The sequence below is a fragment of the Micromonospora sp. WMMD975 genome (genome assembly GCF_029581215.1).
Classification (GTDB): Bacteria; Actinomycetota; Actinomycetes; order Mycobacteriales; family Micromonosporaceae; genus Micromonospora.
This window is the reverse complement of sequence record NZ_CP120739.1, coordinates 1295116-1312762: the sequence shown is the minus strand read 5'-3', so window position 1 is coordinate 1312762 and position 17647 is coordinate 1295116. Positions and strand designations below refer to the sequence as shown.

The 17647-nt window shown below is 74.7% G+C and carries 18 protein-coding genes; 10 read left to right on the top strand and 8 right to left on the bottom strand.

Annotated features, from left to right (window positions below; translation table 11 throughout):
• Positions 1 to 28 precede the first annotated feature (28 nt).
• The 5 genes from O7613_RS05805 to O7613_RS05785 are packed head-to-tail and all read right to left on the bottom strand — an operon-like array spanning position 29 to position 6009.
• Positions 29 to 1513, bottom strand: a complete 1485-nt coding sequence (locus O7613_RS05805) for a PfkB family carbohydrate kinase (RefSeq protein ID WP_281583810.1) — start codon at positions 1511 to 1513, stop codon at positions 29 to 31.
• A gap of 11 nt (positions 1514 to 1524) precedes the next feature.
• On the bottom strand, positions 1525 to 2199 hold the full coding sequence (locus O7613_RS05800) for an SIS domain-containing protein (protein ID WP_281583811.1): 675 nt from the start codon (positions 2197 to 2199) through the stop codon (positions 1525 to 1527).
• The gene (locus tag O7613_RS05795; RefSeq protein ID WP_282292593.1) at positions 2199 to 3416 is read right to left on the bottom strand and encodes a glycosyltransferase; all 1218 of its coding nucleotides are present in this window, start codon (positions 3414 to 3416) and stop codon (positions 2199 to 2201) included. The genes O7613_RS05800 and O7613_RS05795 overlap by 1 nt, the downstream gene beginning before the upstream one ends.
• Positions 3401 to 4375 (bottom strand): glycosyltransferase, encoded by a 975-nt coding sequence (locus O7613_RS05790; RefSeq protein WP_282292591.1) that lies wholly within the window; start codon positions 4373 to 4375, stop codon positions 3401 to 3403. The genes O7613_RS05795 and O7613_RS05790 overlap by 16 nt, the downstream gene beginning before the upstream one ends.
• The gene (locus tag O7613_RS05785; RefSeq protein WP_281583814.1) at positions 4372 to 6009 is read right to left on the bottom strand and encodes an HAD-IIIA family hydrolase; all 1638 of its coding nucleotides are present in this window, start codon (positions 6007 to 6009) and stop codon (positions 4372 to 4374) included. The genes O7613_RS05790 and O7613_RS05785 overlap by 4 nt, the downstream gene beginning before the upstream one ends.
• 116 nt (positions 6010 to 6125) lie before the next feature.
• Between O7613_RS05785 and O7613_RS05780 the strand changes: the two genes are divergently transcribed.
• Both O7613_RS05780 and O7613_RS05775 read left to right on the top strand, forming a co-directional pair.
• Positions 6126 to 6572 carry an SRPBCC family protein gene (locus tag O7613_RS05780; RefSeq protein ID WP_282292590.1) on the top strand — a complete coding sequence of 149 codons (447 nt, stop codon included), beginning with the start codon at positions 6126 to 6128 and terminating at the stop codon, positions 6570 to 6572.
• 91 nt (positions 6573 to 6663) lie between these two features.
• The gene (locus O7613_RS05775; protein WP_281583816.1) at positions 6664 to 7431 is read left to right on the top strand and encodes a polyprenol monophosphomannose synthase; all 768 of its coding nucleotides are present in this window, start codon (positions 6664 to 6666) and stop codon (positions 7429 to 7431) included.
• A 28-nt stretch (positions 7432 to 7459) separates the two neighbouring features.
• On the opposite strand, the gene O7613_RS05770 is transcribed toward O7613_RS05775, so the two are convergent.
• Complete coding sequence (locus O7613_RS05770; RefSeq protein WP_281583817.1) at positions 7460 to 9058, bottom strand: NAD(P)/FAD-dependent oxidoreductase; 1599 nt, start codon at positions 9056 to 9058, stop codon at positions 7460 to 7462.
• A gap of 72 nt (positions 9059 to 9130) precedes the next feature.
• Here O7613_RS05770 and O7613_RS05765 point away from each other — a divergent pair, with 72 nt between their 5' ends.
• A complete protein-coding gene (locus O7613_RS05765; RefSeq protein WP_282292589.1) occupies positions 9131 to 10564 on the top strand; it encodes an aldehyde dehydrogenase family protein in 1434 nt (477 codons plus the stop codon).
• Between the two features lie 69 nt (positions 10565 to 10633).
• Here O7613_RS05765 and O7613_RS05760 read toward each other — a convergent pair whose 3' ends face one another.
• The gene (locus O7613_RS05760) at positions 10634 to 11038 is read right to left on the bottom strand and encodes a ChaB family protein (protein ID WP_281583819.1); all 405 of its coding nucleotides are present in this window, start codon (positions 11036 to 11038) and stop codon (positions 10634 to 10636) included.
• Between the two features lie 144 nt (positions 11039 to 11182).
• Between O7613_RS05760 and O7613_RS05755 the strand changes: the two genes are divergently transcribed.
• From O7613_RS05755 to O7613_RS05730, 6 genes are all read left to right on the top strand, one after another.
• Positions 11183 to 12151, top strand: a complete 969-nt coding sequence (locus tag O7613_RS05755; RefSeq protein ID WP_282292588.1) for a YihY/virulence factor BrkB family protein — start codon at positions 11183 to 11185, stop codon at positions 12149 to 12151.
• A gap of 84 nt (positions 12152 to 12235) precedes the next feature.
• The gene (locus O7613_RS05750; RefSeq protein WP_281583821.1) at positions 12236 to 12652 is read left to right on the top strand and encodes a DUF2795 domain-containing protein; all 417 of its coding nucleotides are present in this window, start codon (positions 12236 to 12238) and stop codon (positions 12650 to 12652) included.
• Positions 12653 to 12707: 55 nt separating this feature from the next.
• On the top strand, positions 12708 to 13169 hold the full coding sequence (locus tag O7613_RS05745) for an SRPBCC family protein (RefSeq protein WP_281583822.1): 462 nt from the start codon (positions 12708 to 12710) through the stop codon (positions 13167 to 13169).
• A gap of 105 nt (positions 13170 to 13274) precedes the next feature.
• Positions 13275 to 13538 carry a hypothetical protein gene (locus tag O7613_RS05740; RefSeq protein ID WP_281583823.1) on the top strand — a complete coding sequence of 88 codons (264 nt, stop codon included), beginning with the start codon at positions 13275 to 13277 and terminating at the stop codon, positions 13536 to 13538.
• Positions 13539 to 13699: 161 nt separating this feature from the next.
• Entirely contained in the window at positions 13700 to 13912 is a 213-nt protein-coding gene (locus tag O7613_RS05735) for a hypothetical protein (protein ID WP_281583824.1), read from the top strand.
• A 132-nt stretch (positions 13913 to 14044) separates the two neighbouring features.
• Entirely contained in the window at positions 14045 to 14407 is a 363-nt protein-coding gene (locus O7613_RS05730) for a DUF6401 family natural product biosynthesis protein (protein ID WP_281583825.1), read from the top strand.
• Between the two features lie 60 nt (positions 14408 to 14467).
• On the opposite strand, the gene O7613_RS05725 is transcribed toward O7613_RS05730, so the two are convergent.
• Positions 14468 to 15325, bottom strand: coding sequence for a hypothetical protein (locus O7613_RS05725; protein WP_281583826.1), 858 nt, complete (start codon positions 15323 to 15325; stop codon positions 14468 to 14470).
• Between the two features lie 200 nt (positions 15326 to 15525).
• Between O7613_RS05725 and O7613_RS05720 the strand changes: the two genes are divergently transcribed.
• Positions 15526 to 17610: a SpoIIE family protein phosphatase gene (locus tag O7613_RS05720; RefSeq protein WP_282292586.1), complete on the top strand. Its 2085-nt coding sequence runs from the start codon at positions 15526 to 15528 to the stop codon at positions 17608 to 17610.
• Positions 17611 to 17647 lie beyond the last annotated feature (37 nt).

Genomic DNA, 17647 nt, shown 5'->3' with positions numbered 1-17647 from the left:
ACCACGCCGGGCCGGACGCGTCGTATGTTCATCGTGCCTCCTTCGCCGTGGACCGGACGACCGTCGCGGGCCCGGTCTGCGCCGTCGCCGGGCGACCGGCCCGGCCGCGTCCGGCGCGGGCCGCCGCGATCATGTCGGTGGTGGACCGCCCGTCCAGGTACGGCACGACCACCGTGTGCCCGCCCCAGCGGGCCAGGATCTCCGACTCGGGCAGCGTCTGGGCGCCGCCGCCGCTGGCGTAGTCGCCGCCCTTGACCCAGATGTCCGGGCGCAGCCAGGACAGGGCCGCGTGCGGGGTGTGCTCGTCGAAGATCAGCACCGCGTCGACGCAGCCGAGCGCGGCGAGCAGCCGGCCCCGGTCGCCCTGCGGCACGACCGGACGTTCCGGTCCCTTCAGCCCGGCCACGCTCGCGTCGGAGTTGAGGCACACCACCAGGCAGTCGCCGAGCTGCCGGGCCGCCTGGAGGGTCGCCACGTGGCCGGCGTGCAGCAGGTCGAAACAACCACCGGTGGCCACCACCGTGCCGCCGGACGCACGTACCCGGGCCACCACCTCGCCCGCGGCCACCGCGCCGATCCGGTCCCCACCGGCCGTGACCACCGCCGGGGGCACGGCCCGGACCGGCGCCGGCAGCGCGGTCGCCACGCCCCCGCCGGCCACGTACGCGGACGCCTCGGTGACCGCCTCCTGCACCGCCTCGGACACCAGCGCGCCCCGGGCCAGCGCCAGGGTGGCGGTCGCGGCGAACCGGTCCCCCGCGCCGCAGGTGTCCCCCTCAGCCGCCGGCGCCGGCACCACCAGCGGGGTGGAACCGGCGTGGCAGAGCAACGCGCCGTCCCCACCGAGCGTCACCGCGACCGCGCCGGCCTGCCAGCGCCGGCGCAGCGCCTGCGCGCTGCGGGACGCGGTCGCCAGCCGGGAACCACCGGGCGGCGTCTTCGCCAGCTCCCGCGCCTCCGGCTCGTTCGGGGTGGCCAGATGGACCCCGGGCACGGCCGCCGGGCCGCGTGGGTGCGGGTCCCACACCACGGGCGCCCGGGTCGCGGCCAACGCGGCCCGCAGCGCGGGCTGGCCGGCGACGCCCCGACCGTAGTCGCTGACCAGCACGGCGGACGCGGAGGCGAGCAGCCGCAGCACGGCCTCGCTCGGTTCACCGGGCACCCCGATGGCGCCGCCCCGGTCGTGGCGCAGCAGCACCCGGCCGCGGACCCGCAGCCGGACCTTCTCCGGCGTGGCGCCGGCGAGCGGGAGCGCGTACAGCTGCACCCCGGCGGCGGCGAGCAGGGCGCCGAGCCGGGCCCCGCCGGCGTCGTCGGCCACGGCGGTGACAAGCGCGACCTCGGCGCCCTCCGCGGCGGCGAAGACGGCGGCGAGGCCGGCGCCACCGGGACGGTCGACAGACGTGGTCTCGTCCAGCACCGGCACCGGGGAGTCCGGGCAGAGCCGGTTCACCAGCCCCTCCACGTCCCGGTCCAGCAGCGTGTCACCGAGCACCACCACGGGTCCCGTCATGCTCGACCTCCTCATCGGGCCTGCACCTCCGGATCCGGGTCGCCGAGCACCACCTCGACGCCGCTTCGCACGTCACCGGCCGAGGGCCGGGCGGCGAGCGCCGCCGGCAACGCCCGGTCCACGTACTCACAGAGCACGTGCACGGCGACCAGGTGCAGTTCCTGCACCACCTGGCCGTCGGGCGAGTCCACCGCGAAGTGCTCGTGGCAGAGGTCGGCCAGGGGGTTGGGGGCGGGGCCGGTGAAGGCCCAGCAGCGCAGGCCGGTGGCGTGGGCGGCCCGGGCGGCGGTGAGGAGGTTGCTGCTGGCGCCGCTGGTGGACAGGAGCAGGAGGAGGTCGTCGGGGCGGCCGTGGGCGCGGACCTGGCGGGCGAAGACCTCGTCGTATCCGTAGTCGTTGCCGATGGCGGTCAGCGCGCTGGTCTCGGCGTGCAGGGCGATGGCGGACAGGGGTCGGCGGTCGTGGCGGAGTTTGCCGACGAGTTCGGCGGTGAGGTGTTGGGCTTCGGCGGCGCTGCCGCCGTTGCCGGCCACCAGCAACCGGCCCCCCGCGGCGAGCCGGTACGCCAGCTCACCGCCCCAGCGGGCGAGCAGGTCCTCCGCCCCGTGCAGCGGCAGCAGCGCGGCGGCCAGCCGGGTCAGGTGCTCCTCCAGCACCGTCTGACCGGCCGCCGGCGTGGCCGCCATCAGGCGACCACCCGGGTGGGCCGGCGCACGGTGGCCACCTCCTCGTACAACTCGCCGAGGCGTTCGGCGGCGGTGGCCCAGGAGTAGCGGGTGCGGGCGCGGTCGAGCGCCGCGGTGGCGTAGGCGAACCGGCGGATCCGGTCGCCGAGCAGCGCCCGGATCGCCGCGCCGAGCGCCGCCGGATCACGAGCCGGGACCAGGTCGCCGGTTCGTCCCGGCACCACCGTGTCGGTCAGCCCGCCGACCGCCGTCCCGACCACCGGCACGCCGCACGCCATCGCCTCCAACGGGGTGAGGCCGAACGGCTCGTACCAGGGCGCGGCGACAAGCACGTCCGCCGAGCGGTACCAACGGGCCATCTCCTCGCGCGGCACCGCGCCGACGAGGCGCACCCGGTCGCCGATGCCGAGCGAGTCGGCGAGCGCGCGCAGCCGCACCGCGTACGGGTCGGTCTCCAGCAGCCCGGCCGGTGGCCCGCCGACCACCACGCACTCGGCGTCCGGCACGTCGGCGACGGCCCGGACGACGTCCTGGAAGCCCTTGCGTTCCACCAGCCGCCCGACGGTGAGGATGCGGGCCCGGCCGCCCGCCGGTTCGGCGACCGGGCCGAGCGGGCCGAAGGTCGACAGGTTCACCCCCGACGGCACCACGGTCACCCGGGACCGCGGCACCCCCATCCGGACCAGCTCGGCGACCTCGTCCTGGCACTGGGCGACGACCCGGTCCACCGAGCGGCCCAGGTCCCGCTCGTGGTCGATGCGTCCCGCCGGGCTGGTGTCCTGGGTGCCCTGGTGGCGACGCTTGACCGTGCCGAGCGCGTGGTACGTCTGCACCACCGGCACGCCGACCCGCCGGGCCGCGGCGAGCCCGGCCAGCCCGCTCATCCAGAAGTGCGCGTGCACCACCTCCGGCTGCCAGTCTCCGGTGCGCCACCTGTCGGCCAGCCAGTCGGAGAACGCCGGCATGTACGGCAGCAGGTCGTCCTTGGCCACCGGCTCGGCCGGACCGGCGGGGACGTGCGCGACCTGGTACCCGTCCGGGGTGTGGACGGAGGCCGGGAGGTCCACCGCGTCGAGTCGGGTGTAGACCCGGACGTCGTGGCCGGCGGCGGCGAGCGCGGCGGAGAGCTCGGCGACATGCGTGTTCTGGCCACCGGCGTCCTCCCCGCCGAGGACGGCGAGCGGGCTGGCGTGTTCCGAGATCATCGCGATGCGCATACTTCCTCCTCCAGCAGCCGGTCCCAGTCGGTGAGGAAACGCTCCAGGCCGTAGCGGTCGCGGGCGGCGGCCCGGGCGACGGCGCCCGCCCGCCGGGCGGCGGCCGGGTCGTCGAGCAGGGTCCGGGCGGCGTCGACGAGCACGTCGACCCGGGTGGAGAGCGCGCCGGCGTCGGGGGGCACGGCCTGCACCGCTTCGGTGGTGGCCAGGGCGATCACCGGCATGCCGATGGTCATCGCCTCGACGAGGCTGAGTCCGAGCGAGGTCCATCGGCACAGGTGCAGGTAGGCGCGGCGTTTGGCGAGTTCGGCGTGCATGGCGTGCTGCGGCACGTCGTCGTGGCTGGTGAGGCGATCCTCGGGCAGCCCGAGGTGGGCCGCGAGCCCGGCCACCTTCATCCCGTAGACGTCCAGCGGCGCCAGCTCGGCGAAGCGGGTGAGCAGGTCGGTGCCGGTGACCCGCCAGCGGCGTACCGGCTCGTTGATCACCACGGCGAGGCGGTCCAGTTCGCCGGTCCACTCGGTGGCGGGTGGGACGACGCCGTGGTCGACGACCGTGGTGCGGGTGGCGCCGGTGTCCCAGAACAGGTCGTTGAAGTGTGTGACGTGGGTGAGGAGCAGGTCGTCACGGTCGGCCATCGGGTGGCGGGTGTTCGGGACGTCGCCCTTGGGGGTGTTGTGTTCGACGTAGATCGCGGGCAGGTCGCGTCCCGGCCGGCGGCCCAGCCACTCGGTGGCGAGATCGAGTTCCTCGGGTCGTTGCAGGATGACCACGTCGACGTCGGTGGCGCGCAGGTCCTGCGGAGTGACCTCGACGGCGGTGTCGGGCCAGGGGTAGGTGCGGGCACGGCCCAGTCCGTAGGCGTCGCGTTGCGGGTTGACCGGGATGAGGTAGCGGTGCTTGCCGTGCACGAACGACGTGGTCCAGGAGCCGTGCACGTGCCAGAGCAGGATGTTCATCCGACCACCCCGAGCAACCGCAGCGCCTCCAGCACCCGACCCGGTTCGACCGCCGAGAGGCAGGGATGTCCGGGGACCGGGCAGACGGTGGCGCGGGTGTCCCGGCAGGCCGCCGCGGCGTCGCCGAGGCGGACGGTCGGCACCCGGTACGGTCCCCACTGGCCGAACGGGACGGTCGGGGCGAACAGGCTGACCACCGGCACGCCAAGCGCCGCGGCCAGGTGCGCCGGGCCGGTGTTGCCGACCACGAGCGCGCCGGCCCCGCCGACCACGGCGGCCAGCTCGTCCAGCCCGGTGCACCCGCCCAGGTCCACGCCGCCCGCCGCGGCCACCCGGGCGGTCAACTCCCGCTCGTCCGGCCCACCCGTGACCACCACCCGGTAGCCGGCGGCGCCGAGCACCCGAACCATCCGGGTGGCCAGCTCGACCGGGCAGGCGCGGGTCTCCACCGAGGACCCCGGGTGCAGCACCACGTAGCCGGGCGGTCCGGCGGCGGCCGGCACCGGCGGCAACCGGTCGACGCGCAGCCGCAGTCGCGGTTCGTCGTGGTCGGGCAGGGCGAAGCCGGCGGCGGCGGCGAGGGACAGGGCGCGTTCCGGTTCGGGTACGCCGACCGGGACGCGGTGGCGCACGTCGAGCAGGGCGCCGGGGTAGTCGTCGCTGATCGCGCTGATCCGGGGCACTCCGGCGATGCGCAGCAGCAGGGCCAGGGGCAGGGGTGACTGGTGGAAGGAGGTGAACACGACCGCCTCGTCGGCGCCGACGGCGGCCAGCCGGTCGGTCAGCGCGCGCATCGCGTGCGGGTCGACCGCCGGGGCGGGGGCGTCGATCCAGGGCAGCGGCCAGTCGATGATCTCGTCGACGCCGGGCAGCAGTTCGGCGGCGGCGCGTCCGCGCGGCCCGCAGAGCAGCACCACCCGGCGCGCGCCGGCCGCGACCGCCCGGATCCCGGGTCCGGTGACAAGCACGTCACCCGCCGCGTCGCTGCGCGCCACGAGCACGGTGCCCCGACTCGGGCCGCGAGCCGGTTCCGGCGCGGCCACCAGCCGCATCCGGGCCAGCACGATGTCCACCGCGTCCGGCAGGTCGGCGGCGACGGTCGGCGCGGCGGCGACCTCGGCGTCGCGGGTCGCAGGCGTGGGCACCAGCACCGCGGCGGCGCCGGCCGCCGCGGCGGCCCCCATGTCGGCGCCGATGTCCCCGATCAGCACGCACCGGCCCGGTGTGGTGCCGAGCGTGTGGGCGGCGGCGTGCACCAGGCCCGGCGCCGGCTTGCGGCAGGCGCACCGGTCCGGCTCCGCGTGCGGGCAGATCTGCCAGGTGTCGAAGGGCCCGAGCAGTTCCTCCACCCGGGCGTTCACCCGGCGCAGGTCGTCCGCGGTGAACAGGCCCCGGGCCAGCCCGGACTGGTTGGTCACCACGGCCAGTCGCAGCCCGGCCGCGCGCAGCCGGTCCAGCGCCTCGCGCGCGCCCGGCACCGGCCGTACCTTCTCCGGGTCGCCGTTGTACGGCACATCCTCCACGAGCGTGCCGTCCCGGTCCAGCAGCACCGCGTCGTACAGGCCCCGGCGGGACCGGTCACCCGGGTCAACCCCGGCTGACCTGCACTGATCCCGCTCGTGGTCCGGCTGCACGGGCGGCGGGTTCCCGACCCCCCGAGGAGTAAACGTCGGCCCCGGTTACCCGCCGCCCCCGAGAAGCTAACCCGGCCGCCGTTAGCGAGCCCCTCGGCGGGGGTACCGGCTTGGGCGTGGCGGTAGTGGACAGGGTCATCGACGTTCCCCCGGAGCGGGTCTTCGCGGTGCTGGCCGACGGATGGACGTACAGCGACTGGGTGGTGGGCACCACGCACGTGCGCGACGTGGACGAGACCTGGCCCCGGGTCGGCAGCCGGCTGCACCACCGGGCCGGGCCGTGGCCGTTCTCCCTCCAGGACACGTCCACCGTGCTGGAGTGCCAGGCGCCGAGCCGGCTCGTGCTGCGCGCCGGGCTCTGGCCGGCCGGCGAGGCGATCGTGGTGTTCGCGCTGGAGCCGCTGGCGGACGGCCGGACCCGGGTGACCATCGGCGAGGACTTCGCCGCCGGCCCGCTGCGGTGGGCCCGGACCAAGCTCAACGACCTCGTCCTGCACCTGCGAAACAAGGAGACGCTGGCCCGGCTGTCCGACATCGCGACGCGGCAGCGGCCGGACGGTTGAGCGCACCGATCGCGGGGCGTCTGTGCGGACGCCGCGAATCGGACTGGCTACCCTCTCAGATGAACCTGTCGGCCGACCGAGGAAGTCCGTGATGATCGAACCCGTGCAGTTGCCCTCCCCGTGGGCGGACGCGCGCCTGACTGTCGTCGTTCCGACCTACAACGAGGCGGGCAACCTCCCGGTGCTGGTCGAGCGCCTCCTCGCGCTGCCGCTGCCGGGGTTGAAGGTGCTCGTCGCGGACGACAACTCCCCCGACGGCACCGGCGAGGTCGCCGACAAGCTGGCCGTCGAGCACCCGGACCGGGTGCTGGTGGCGCACCGTCCGGGCAAGGAGGGCCTCGGCCGGGCGTACGTGGACGGCATCGGTCGCGCGATCGACGACGGCGCGGACTACGTCGCCCAGATGGACGCCGACCTGTCGCACCCGCCGGAGGCGCTGCCCGGCATGCTCGGCGCGCTGCTCTCCACCCAGGCGTCCGTGGTCATCGGCTCGCGTTACGTGCCCGGTGGGGAGCTGGACGAGAACTGGCCGCTCTACCGCCGCGCGCTCAGCGGCTGGGCCAACCTCTACGTGCACACCTTGCTGCGGGTGCGGATCCGCGACCTGACCGCCGGCTTCAAGATCTGGCGGGCGGACGCGCTGCGCGACATCGGGCTGGACCGGGTCCAGTCCAACGGCTACAGCTTCCAGGTGGAGATGCACTACCTCGCCACCAAGCTCGGCCACACCATCCTGGAGGTGCCGATCCGCTTCGAGGAGCGCCGCGACGGCGACTCGAAGATGACCACCGCCACCAAGATCGAGAGCGCCCTGATGCCGTTCATGCTGCGCACCCGCCACCGCAACATCGAACCCTGACCCCTCTCCGGGCCGGCACGCACGGGGGTCACGGGGTGGGGTAGATGGCGCGGTGGGCGGCGGCGATCGTGCGGGCGTACAGCCCGCCGGTGAGGGCGCGGTCACGGGCCAGGGCGGCGCGGGCGGCGTTCGCGCCCGGCGCGCCGTGCACCCCGCCGCCCGGATGGGCCGAGGCGCTGGCCAGGTAGAGCCGGTCCACAGGCGTGTCGGCGCGGCCCAGCCCGGGGATCGGCCGCAGGAAGAGCTGCTGGTACGCCGCCGCGGTGCCGCCGCCCAACGCGCCGCCGACCAGGCTCGGCTCGGCCGCCTCCAGGTCGGCGGGGCCGGCCACGTGCCGCCCGACGATCGACGCCCGGAAACCCGGCGCGGCCTCCTCCAGCACCTCCTCCATCCGCTCCACGTGTTCGGCCACCTCCTCGGCCCGCCAGTGCCGCCGGAACGGAAGATGGGTGTAGGACCAGAGCGACTCGGTGCCCGGCGGCGAGTGGCTCGGCTCGGCCACCGTCATCTGGCCGACGAGCAGGAACGGATCGCGCGGCACCTCACCTCGGGCCAGCGCCGCGGCGTACGTGGTGAGCCCGTCCATGTCCGCGCCGAGGTGCACGGTGCCGGCGCCGGCCAGGTCCCGGTTGGTCCACGGCATCGGCGCCGACAACGCCCAGTCGACCTTGAGCGTGGAGCCGTCCCACTTGAAGTGCGCCAGGTCCTCGACCAGTCGGGGCGGCAGCGCTGCGGCGCCCACCAGGTCCAGGTAGAGCGCCGGGGCGGGCACGTCGGCGAGCACGGCGCGGCGGGCCCGCCAGTCCGTCCCGCCCGCGGTGCGCACGCCCATGGCCCGCCCCCGGGCGGTGAGCACCCGCTCGACCCGGGCGCCGTAGGAGATCCGGCCGCCCCGCTCGACCAGGCGGGCCACCAGCGCGTCGGTGATCCGCTGCGCGCCGCCGACCGGCACCGGCCAGCCGACCTGCTGGCCGAGCATGGCCAGCAGCCAGCCGTACACCCCGGAGCCGGCCTCCTCCGGGGACAGGTCGGTGTGCAGGGCACAGCCGGCCAGCAGCACCGGCCCGCCGGCCCCGTCGAAGAGTTCGTCGCCGAGCTTGCGCACCGGGAGCACCAGCCGGCGGGCCAGCCGCAGCGCGCCGGCGACCCGGAGCTGGCGCAGCAGGCCCAGCCCGCCGCGGACCGGCGGGAACGGGCTGGTGATGGCGTCGAGCATCGGCTCGGCCACCCGGGTCCAGTCGGCGTACGCGTGCCGCCAGCGCTCCCCGTCGCCCGGGGCGAACGTCTCCAGCGACGCGGCGGTGGCGTCCAGGTCGCGGTTGATCACCGCGGCCCGCCCGTCCGGGAGCAGGTGCGCCAGCACGTCCGGGGCGTTCGTCCAGGACAGTCCGTGGCCCTCCAGTCCCAGCCCACCCAGCACCGGGGAGGCGAAGCCGAGCGGGTAGAAGGAGCTGTACAGGTCGCTGAGGTAGCCGGGGGCGGTCACCTGCGCGGAACGCACCGCGCCGCCCGGCGCCTCGGTCGCCTCCAGGACGAGGACGTCCCAGCCCGCGTCGGCAAGCAGGTTCGCCGCCACCAACCCGTTGTGTCCCGCTCCGATGACGACGGCGTCGGCGGTGGACCTCATCCGGATCGCCTACCCGACCGGTCACCTGGCGAAACGCGTTTGCCTCGCCGGGACCGGGGCATGCACGGCCGCATGTACACCGTTGCGCAGCTCATAGGTGGGGTGTGGGGCGCCGGGGGTGACGGCGGCGAGATGGTCGTCCACGATCCGGCCGACGGAACGGCTGTGGCCCGGGTCCCGGTGGCCTCCGCGGACGAGGTGGCCAAGGCGGTCGAGGCGGCCCGGGGGGCGGCGGCGGAGTGGGCGGCGACCGCACCGGCCGAACGCGCCGCCGCGTTGCACCGGGCGGCGGACGCGATCGAGGCGGCGGCCGAGGAGCTGGCCGTGGCGACCACCGCGGAGATGGGTAAACCGCTCGACGACGCGCGCGGTGGTGTGGCTGCGGGCATCGGCACGCTGCGACAGTACGCCGAGCTGGCCCCGGTGCGGGGCGGCCGGACGCTGCACGGCGACCACGCCGCGCTCGACTTCATGACGCCCGAACCGCGCGGGGTGGTCGCCGCGATCACGCCCTGGAACGACCCGGTGGCGGTCTCCTGCGGTCTGCTCGGCGCGGCGCTGGTGACCGGCAACGTGGTGCTGCACAAGCCGAGCGAACGCGCCCCGGCAACCGGGTGGCTGCTCGCCCGGGCGTTCGACTCGGCGTTGCCGGCCGGGGTGCTGTCGCTGCTCACCGGCGGTGGCGAGGTGGGCGCGGCGCTTGCCGGCCAGGACGTGGACGTGGTGGCCCACGTGGGTTCGACCGCCACCGGGCGGTCGATCGCCGAGGCGGCCGCCCGTACCGGGGCGAAGGTGCTGCTGGAGAACGGCGGCAGCGACCCGCTGGTGGTGGACGCCGACGTCGACCCGGTCTGGGCGGCCGGGCAGGCGGCGCTCGGCTGCTTCGCCAACGCCGGGCAGATCTGCGTCGCGGTGGAACGGATCTACGTGCACCGCGACGTGGCCGAGGACTTCGTCGACGCGCTCGTGGCCCGCGCCGGTGCGCTCACGATGGGCGCCGGCCGCGATCCGGGTACGCAGCTCGGCCCCCTCGTCGACCGCCGGCACCGGGACCACGTGCACGGGCAGGTCACCGCCGCGGTGGCGCAGGGCGCGCGGATACGTGCCGGCGGGGCGCTGCCGGACGGGCCGGGCGCGTTCTATCCGGCCACCGTGGTGGAGGGCTGCCGGCACGAGATGGCGCTGGTCCGCGAGGAGACGTTCGGCCCGGTCGCGCCGGTGGTGGTGGTCGACTCGTTCACCGAGGGGTTGCGGTGCGCGGCGGACTCCCCGTACGGCCTGGCCGCCACCGTGCTGACCGGTTCGATGAGCCACGCCCAGCGGGCCTGGCGGGAACTGCCGGTGGGCACCGTCAAGGTCAATGCGGTGTTCGGCGGCGCGCCGGGCGGGGCCGCGCAGCCGCGCCGGGGCAGCGGCCAGGGCTTCGGGTACGGCCCGGAACTGCTCGACGAGTTCAGCGCCGTGAAGGCGGTGCACCTGGAGGCGCCGGGCGGCGGCCACTGGTGAGCCGACACGGGCGGGCCCGGGACCGCACCGGTCCCGGGCCCGTTCCTGGTCCGGCGTACCCGCGGCGGGTCAGCGACCGCCGCGTGCCTTGCGGGTGGCGTTGTTGTTGGCCTTCTCGATCGCCGTCACCAGTTGCGGCTTGGTCATCCGGGAACGCCCGCGCACGTCAAGCTTCTTCGCCACCTCCATGAGGTGGTCCTTGGTGGCGTTGGCGTCCACTCCGCCGGCCGTCGGGGCCCGCCGGGCCGGTCCGCCGCCGGCGGCCTGCTTGTCGCTCGGCCCCTTGCGGCCCTTGGCCTCCCAGTGGTCGCCCACCTTCTCGTACTCGTGCTTGACGGCGGCGAACGCGACGCGGTGCGCACGTTCCCCCTCGCCGTACGTCTCGACCGCCGAGTCGTGCGTCTTCTCCCAGGTCCGCTGCGCCTTGGCCGGCGAGCGCTTCAACGTGCTGGGCATCACCTCGCGCCCGGGCATCTCGTCCACCTCCGTCTCGGTCCGGTGTCTCCTGTCGTTCCCGCCCGCTCCCGGGGCAAACCACCTGACGGTTTGTCGATTTCCGCTCCGGGGTACCGCCCGGCCACGCCCCGGTGGCGCACCCGGCGCGTGGAGGAGGCGGTCATGACGGCGACGACACCAGCCACGGTCGGCGGCCGGCGCTTTCCCCGGCGGATGCGCCAACTCAACTGGCGCACCTGGCGGGGGGTGCTGGTGCGCAGCGGCAAGGGCTTCGTCAAGGACAACTGCGCCGACTGGGCCGCCGCGCTCACCTACTACGGGGTGCTCGCGCTCTTCCCGTCCACGATCGTGGTGGTCGCCCTGGTCGGCCTGGTCTCCGACGGCCCGCGCACGGTGGACACGGTGATCGACCTGGCCCGGGAGATCGGCGCCGGCTCGGTGGTCGGCAACGACGCGTTCGTCGGCGTGGTGCGCAACGTGGTCGAGCAGCAGGGCCCGGCGAAGGCGCTGCTGAGCTTCGGCCTGCTCGGCGCGCTCTGGTCGGCCTCCGGGTTCATCGGCGCGTTCACCCGGGCCTCCAACGCGATCTACGGGGTGGAGGAGGGCCGGCCGTTCTACCGCCTCCGCCCGTTGCAGATCGGCATGGCCGCGGTGACCCTGCTGCTGCTGGCGGTGGTCGCCACCGGGCTGATCGTCAGCGGCCCGGTCACCGACGCGGTGGGCGACCGGCTGCACGCCGGCGGCCTGACCCGGACCACCTGGTCGGTGACGAAGTGGCCGTTGCTCGCCCTGGTCGCGATGACGCTGCTGTCGTTGCTGTTCTGGATCGCGCCGAACGTACGGCAGCCGCGGTTCCGCTGGCTCACCCCCGGTGGCGCGCTGGCGCTGCTGGCCTGGGTCGCCGCCTCCTTCGGCTTCGGCCTCTACGTGGCCAACTTCGGCTCCTACGACGTGACCTACGGCAGTCTCGGCGCGGTGATCGCGTTCCTGGTCTGGCTCTATCTGTCCAACTGCGCGCTGATGCTCGGCGTGCAGCTCAACGCGGAGGTGCAGCGGGGCCGGGCGATGCAGGCCGGCGTCGAGGAGCCGGCCGAGCCGGTGCTGCCGCCGCGCGCTCCGGCCGACTCCTGAGTTGCCGTCCGGTTCCGGCCCGGATGCCGGGCTCCGGCGGACGGCCCCGGTTTACCGGCGGTCACCCGGGGCATCTGGATTGGCATGGAACGTGGCAGCAGCAAGCACTCGCCCAGGGTCGACGAGCAGATGAGCAGCGAGGTCAGCGGTCTGGTCCAGGGGCCGGGCGCGGGCGGCGCCAGGGTGGACGAGTTCCGCCAGCCCGAGCCGTCCGGCGAGGACCAGCCCGAGGCCACCACGGCTCCGGCCGGTGAGTTGCGCACCGGCTCCCCGCAGGGGATGAGTTCGGAGGACGTGGAGGCGCGCAGCCGCCTGGGCCGGTTCATCGGCATGGCGGCGTTGCCCGGCGACCGCGACACGTTGGTGACCAACGCGCGGGAGAACGAGGCGCCGGCGGACATCGTGGCCGCCCTCGAGGGCCTGCCGGAGGGCACCCGTTACCAGACGGTTTCCGAGGTGTGGGCCGCACTCGGGCACAGGAACGAGACGACGCGCTGGTGAGCGGACCGGCCCACGGTTCGCGACACGACACCGGCGGAACAGGAGGAACCCCGACATGAGCGGCGTTATGGAACACGTGGATGTGGACGTCCCGATCCGGACCGCGTACGACCAGTGGACCCAGTTCGAGGAGTTCCCGCACTTCATGGAGGGTGTGCAGGAGGTCCGGCAGCTCTCCGAGAAGATGACGCACTGGACCGTGGAGATCGCCGGCGTGAAGCGCGAGTTCGACGCCGAGATCACCGAGCAGCTTCCCGACGAGCGCGTGGCCTGGACCTCCACCGGGGGTACGCAGCAGGCCGGCGTGGTGACGTTCCACCGCCTCGACGAGGGGCACACCCGGGTCACCCTCCAACTGGAGTTCGAGCCGCACGGGGTGGTCGAGCAGGCCGGCGACAAGCTGGGCGTGGTCGACCGCCGGGCCAAGGGCGACCTGGAGCGGTTCAAGCAGTTCATCGAGCGGCGCGGTCAGGAGACCGGCGCCTGGCGCGGCTCGGTCGACCGGCCGACCCCCTGAGGCTCCGCACCCCCGCACCGAACGTCGACGGCCGCCGGATCACCGGCGGCCGTCGACGTGTCCGGGCGGCCGTTTGCGATCATCGACGCCGGGTACCGCAGGGGAATGACCGACAACGACAGCCACGTGTGGCGCGACGAGGACCGCACTCCCCTGCACGAGCTGGACCAGGCGATCGCCAGGTCGACCCTGGACGGCCAGGCCGACGACGCCACCGGCAACGACGCCGGCGAGGAGGCCGCGTTCGGCCACGGCCCGGAGGCGGTGGACCGGGGCGCCGGCCCGGAGGCGGAACGGCGGGAGATGACCGACGCCGACCGGGCGTACCGGCCGTCGACCACCGGCCGGACCGGGCCGGACACGCTCTGACCAGTCAGCTCCGGGCACCGGACCGGCGCCCGGAGCTGTTCCGGTCACGCTCGACCGAAACGACAAGAAGTGCGGTACGGACGGTCGGGGAAACGGACAGCCCATCCAGAATCGGCCGAACGGCTGACGGCGCTCCCGGGCACGCGCGTAAGAATTTCGGGATGGATCAGGGTTCCTCTTTCCTCTCCAAGCGTCAGCGCCGCCTCGCCTGGCTGGGCTTCCTGCTCGCCGCCGTCCAGGCTCCGGTGGCGGCGAAGTTCAGCGACGACAGCTCCTGGCTGTTCAGCGTGGTGGTCGCGCTGATGGTCGCGACCGTGATCATCGCCGACGACGGTGCCCGTCGCCGTCCGGCCGAGGCCCGCTCCTCCGACTGATCACCCGTTCCGTTCCGTCCGCCGTGGGCGGCTCGATCCCACCGTCCGAGGTCGCGAGGCCGGCCGGATGATCCGGGTATCGGCCGGTCGGCGGAGCCCACCCCGGTCCACCCGGGACTACCCTCGGTCACCATGCGCGTGTCGAACAACCGGGTCGCCACCCCGTCTGCGGCGGTGGCCGCGCGATCGACCCTCATCACGCTGACCACAGTCGTCGGCACCGCCGGCCTCGCCGCGGCCCGCGCCATTCCCGGGCTCCTCGCGGAGGTCGACCAGCACGCCGCCGGGGTACGCGACAGCCTGCACGGCGACCGCCGCCCACTGACCGTGGCGGCGCTCGCCGGATACGCCGAAGGGCTGCGGGACGCGGCCACGGAGCACGGCTGGACGCCGCCAGCCGAGCCGGTCGACTGGTCCGCCCCCGACTGGCTGCTCACCCGGTTGCTCGCGGTCTGCCTGCTGGCCCGCGCGCTGGATCCGCGCCAGCTGGCGTAGGCGCACCGGCGCGGGGTGCCCGCGATCAACCCGCGGACACCCCGTCACCGTCCGTCGCCGTCAGCCACCCGGCCGGCGGAACTGCTCGGTCTGGTCGCCCATCTCGCCGGAGCGGTAGGTGCCCGCTCCCGACATCGACTGAGGTCCGGTCGAGGTGGGCTGTCCACCCCGGTCGGCCATCCGCCGCTCGTAGTCGCTGCGACCGACCTGTTGCCCCTGCCGCTGCTCCCGGATCGCCCGGGATTCCTCCGCGGCCCGGTCCAGCCAGCCGTCCCAGCGGTTCTGCATGGGCCGGATCAGGCCGCCACCGACACCGACGATCAGGATCCCGGCCACGGTGGCGAGGAACGCGATGAGCACCGGCGTGGTCACCGTGGTGGCGATGCCCACCTGGTTCAGCGCGGCGATGATGCCGAGCGCCAGGATGAAGACCGCCGCCACATCCGCCAGCAACCGGCCGTACGAGAGCCCGCCGAGCGCACCGGAGACCAGGTCCCGGACAGCGTTGGCGATGGCGGCCGCGACCACCACGATGACGATCGCCACGAAGGCCCGCGGCAGCCAGGACACCACCCCGCGGATCAGGTCGCTGATCGCGTTGGGTCCCCACACCCCGAAGGCGAACTGCAGGGTGAACAGCAGGACCGCGTAGTAGGCCAGCCTGGCCAGGATGTCACTGGCGTCGTACTTGGTGCGTTCGAGGGCCCGTTTGATCCCGCCGCGTTCCACGGCGCGGTCGAACCCGACCCGTTCCAGTGCCGCGTCCACGATTTTGAGGACGGCTCGGGCGATGAGCCAACCCACCACGAGGATCGCGATGAACGCGATCGCCCTCGGTACGAAGAGCAGCACCGACCTCCAGAAGTCGGTCCAGGCCGCGCTGATGTCGACCTGGCCGACCGCGAGGGTTTTCGGCATGATGTCCCTCCTGTCGCGTGAACTGCGCCGCCCGCATACCCGGTGCTCTCGGCAGCACGCCGGGCCGGACCGGGGCAATTTCCCGACAACACCCGCCGAAAGGGCTCTGACCTGCCCTAACGTCCGCAGCTCGGAGGTCCGCAGCCCGGACCGGACGCATGATCGGAACCACTCGGCCACGCTCCGGTTAGGCTGCGGGCATGCCAGGCACCGTCGGTCGGATTCCCACGCCGTCCGCTCCCACGCCGGGAGCGAGCGCCCACCCGTGGGCCGGCACGCCGCTGGGCGTCCCGGAGAGCTGGGACCCGGCGGTCCGTGCCGTGGCGGACGTGGTGCTCTCCTCCCCCGTGCCGATGGCCCTGCTCCTCGGTGACGACCTGGTCCTGCTCTACAACGACGGGTATGCCGAGTTGATCGGCGACCGGCACCCGGCCGCGCTGGGGCGACCGGCGGCGGAGGTGTTCGCCGAGGTGTGGCGGGAGGCCGGCGCCGGCGAGGCGCTGGAGCGGGTGTACCGGCTGGGCGAGCCCTTCCTGGAGCGGGAGGCGGTGCTACCGGCCGACCGCCAGGCCGAACCGGCGGTGTTCACCCGCGGCCACTCCCCGGTCCGGGACTCCACCGGCGACATCGTCGGCGTGCTCACCGTCTCCGCGCAGACCACCCAGCTGACCCGGCAGTTGCAGAGCCTGAGCGACTTCGCCGCGGCGCTCTCCGGCACGCTCACCCTGGACGACGTGGCCCGGGTGACGCTGCGCTACTGCCTGCACTCGTTCGACGCCGACCGGGTCTCCTTCGTGGTCGACGAGGGCGCCACGTGGCGGCTGGTCCGCCGGATCCGCGGGGAGCTGCTCGACGAGGCCGACGAGCGGCTGCCACCGCTGTGGCGCCGGATGGGCACCGACACGGCGATGCCGGCGGTGGTGACCGCACGCAGCGGCGTACCCTCGTTCGTCGCCGACGGCCAGCCGCTGCGCGAGGTCGCGGTGGACCGGCACGACGAGAAGATCCGGGCGATCGCCGCGCTGCCGCTGCGCTCGACCGTGGTCCGGGGCGCCCTCACCGTGGCCTACCAGGCGTCGCGGCCCTGGTCACCCGCGGAGCGGGCGCTGCTCGCCGCGTCCGCGGAGCTGATCGGCCAGGCCGCCGAGCGGGCCCGCCGGTTCGAGACCCAGCACGGCACCGCCCAGTTGCTGCAACGCAGCATGCTGCCGGAGCAACTGCCCGACCTGCCCCGGTTGCGCATCGCCGCCCGCTACGACCCGGGCGTCGACGGCAACGCCGCCGGTGGCGACTTCTACGACGCGTTCCTGCTGCCGACCGGCGCGCTCGGCGTGGTGCTCGGCGACGTGGCCGGCCACGACGTGCAGGCCGCCGCCCGGATGGGGCAGGTACGCGCGGCGTTGCGCGCGCTCGCCCTGTCCGACCCCCGGCCGGACGCGGTGCTCGGCGGCCTGGACCGACTGGTGGCGAGCCTCGGCACCGAAGGCGGCACGCACGAACTCTTCGTCACCGTCGTGTTCGGCGTGGTCGACGCCGACCGGGAACTGGTCACGCTGGCGAGCGCCGGCCACCCCGCGCCGCTGATCCGGCGCGGCCGGTCCGACACCGGCCCGGCCGCGGAGTTCGTCGAGGTGCCGCCCGGCCCGCCGCTGGGCCTCGGCGGCCGGACCCGGACGGTCACCGTGCCGTTCCGCCCCGGCGACACGCTGCTGCTCTACAGCGACGGCGTGGTGGAGCGGCGCTGGCAGGACCTGGCCGCGGGGCTCACCGGGCTCGGCGCGGCGGTCAGCGCCGCGGGCGGCGGCGACCCCCGGGCGCTGTGCGCGGTGGCGACCGCCGCCGTGCCGGGGGCCACCGAGGACGACGTGGCGGTGCTGGCGGTGGAGCACGCGGTCCGGCCCAGCCGGTCGGCGGGCATGGAGGTGCCGGCCGAGCCGACCGCGCCGAGCCGGGTCCGGCACTGGTTGACCGCCCAGCTCACCGAGTGGCAGGTGCCCGAGGCGGTGGTCGGCGCGGCGGTGCTCTGCACCAGCGAGCTGACCACGAACGCCCTGCTGCACGCCGGCACCGCCGCCCGGGTCGAGATCGACCTGAGCGCCGAGCGACTGCTGGTCTCGGTCGCCGACTCGGGCACCCGGGGGCAGGTCACCCGCGCCCAGACGGACACGCTGAGCAGCCGTGGCCGCGGGCTCGGCCTGATCGAGGAGCTGAGCGACACCTGGGGCACCGACCCGACCGTACGCGGCTCGACGGTCTGGTTCGAGATTCTCATTCCCCCAGGGTGAGCGCGCGTCGGTCGCACCCCACGCGGGTAGGAGGCAG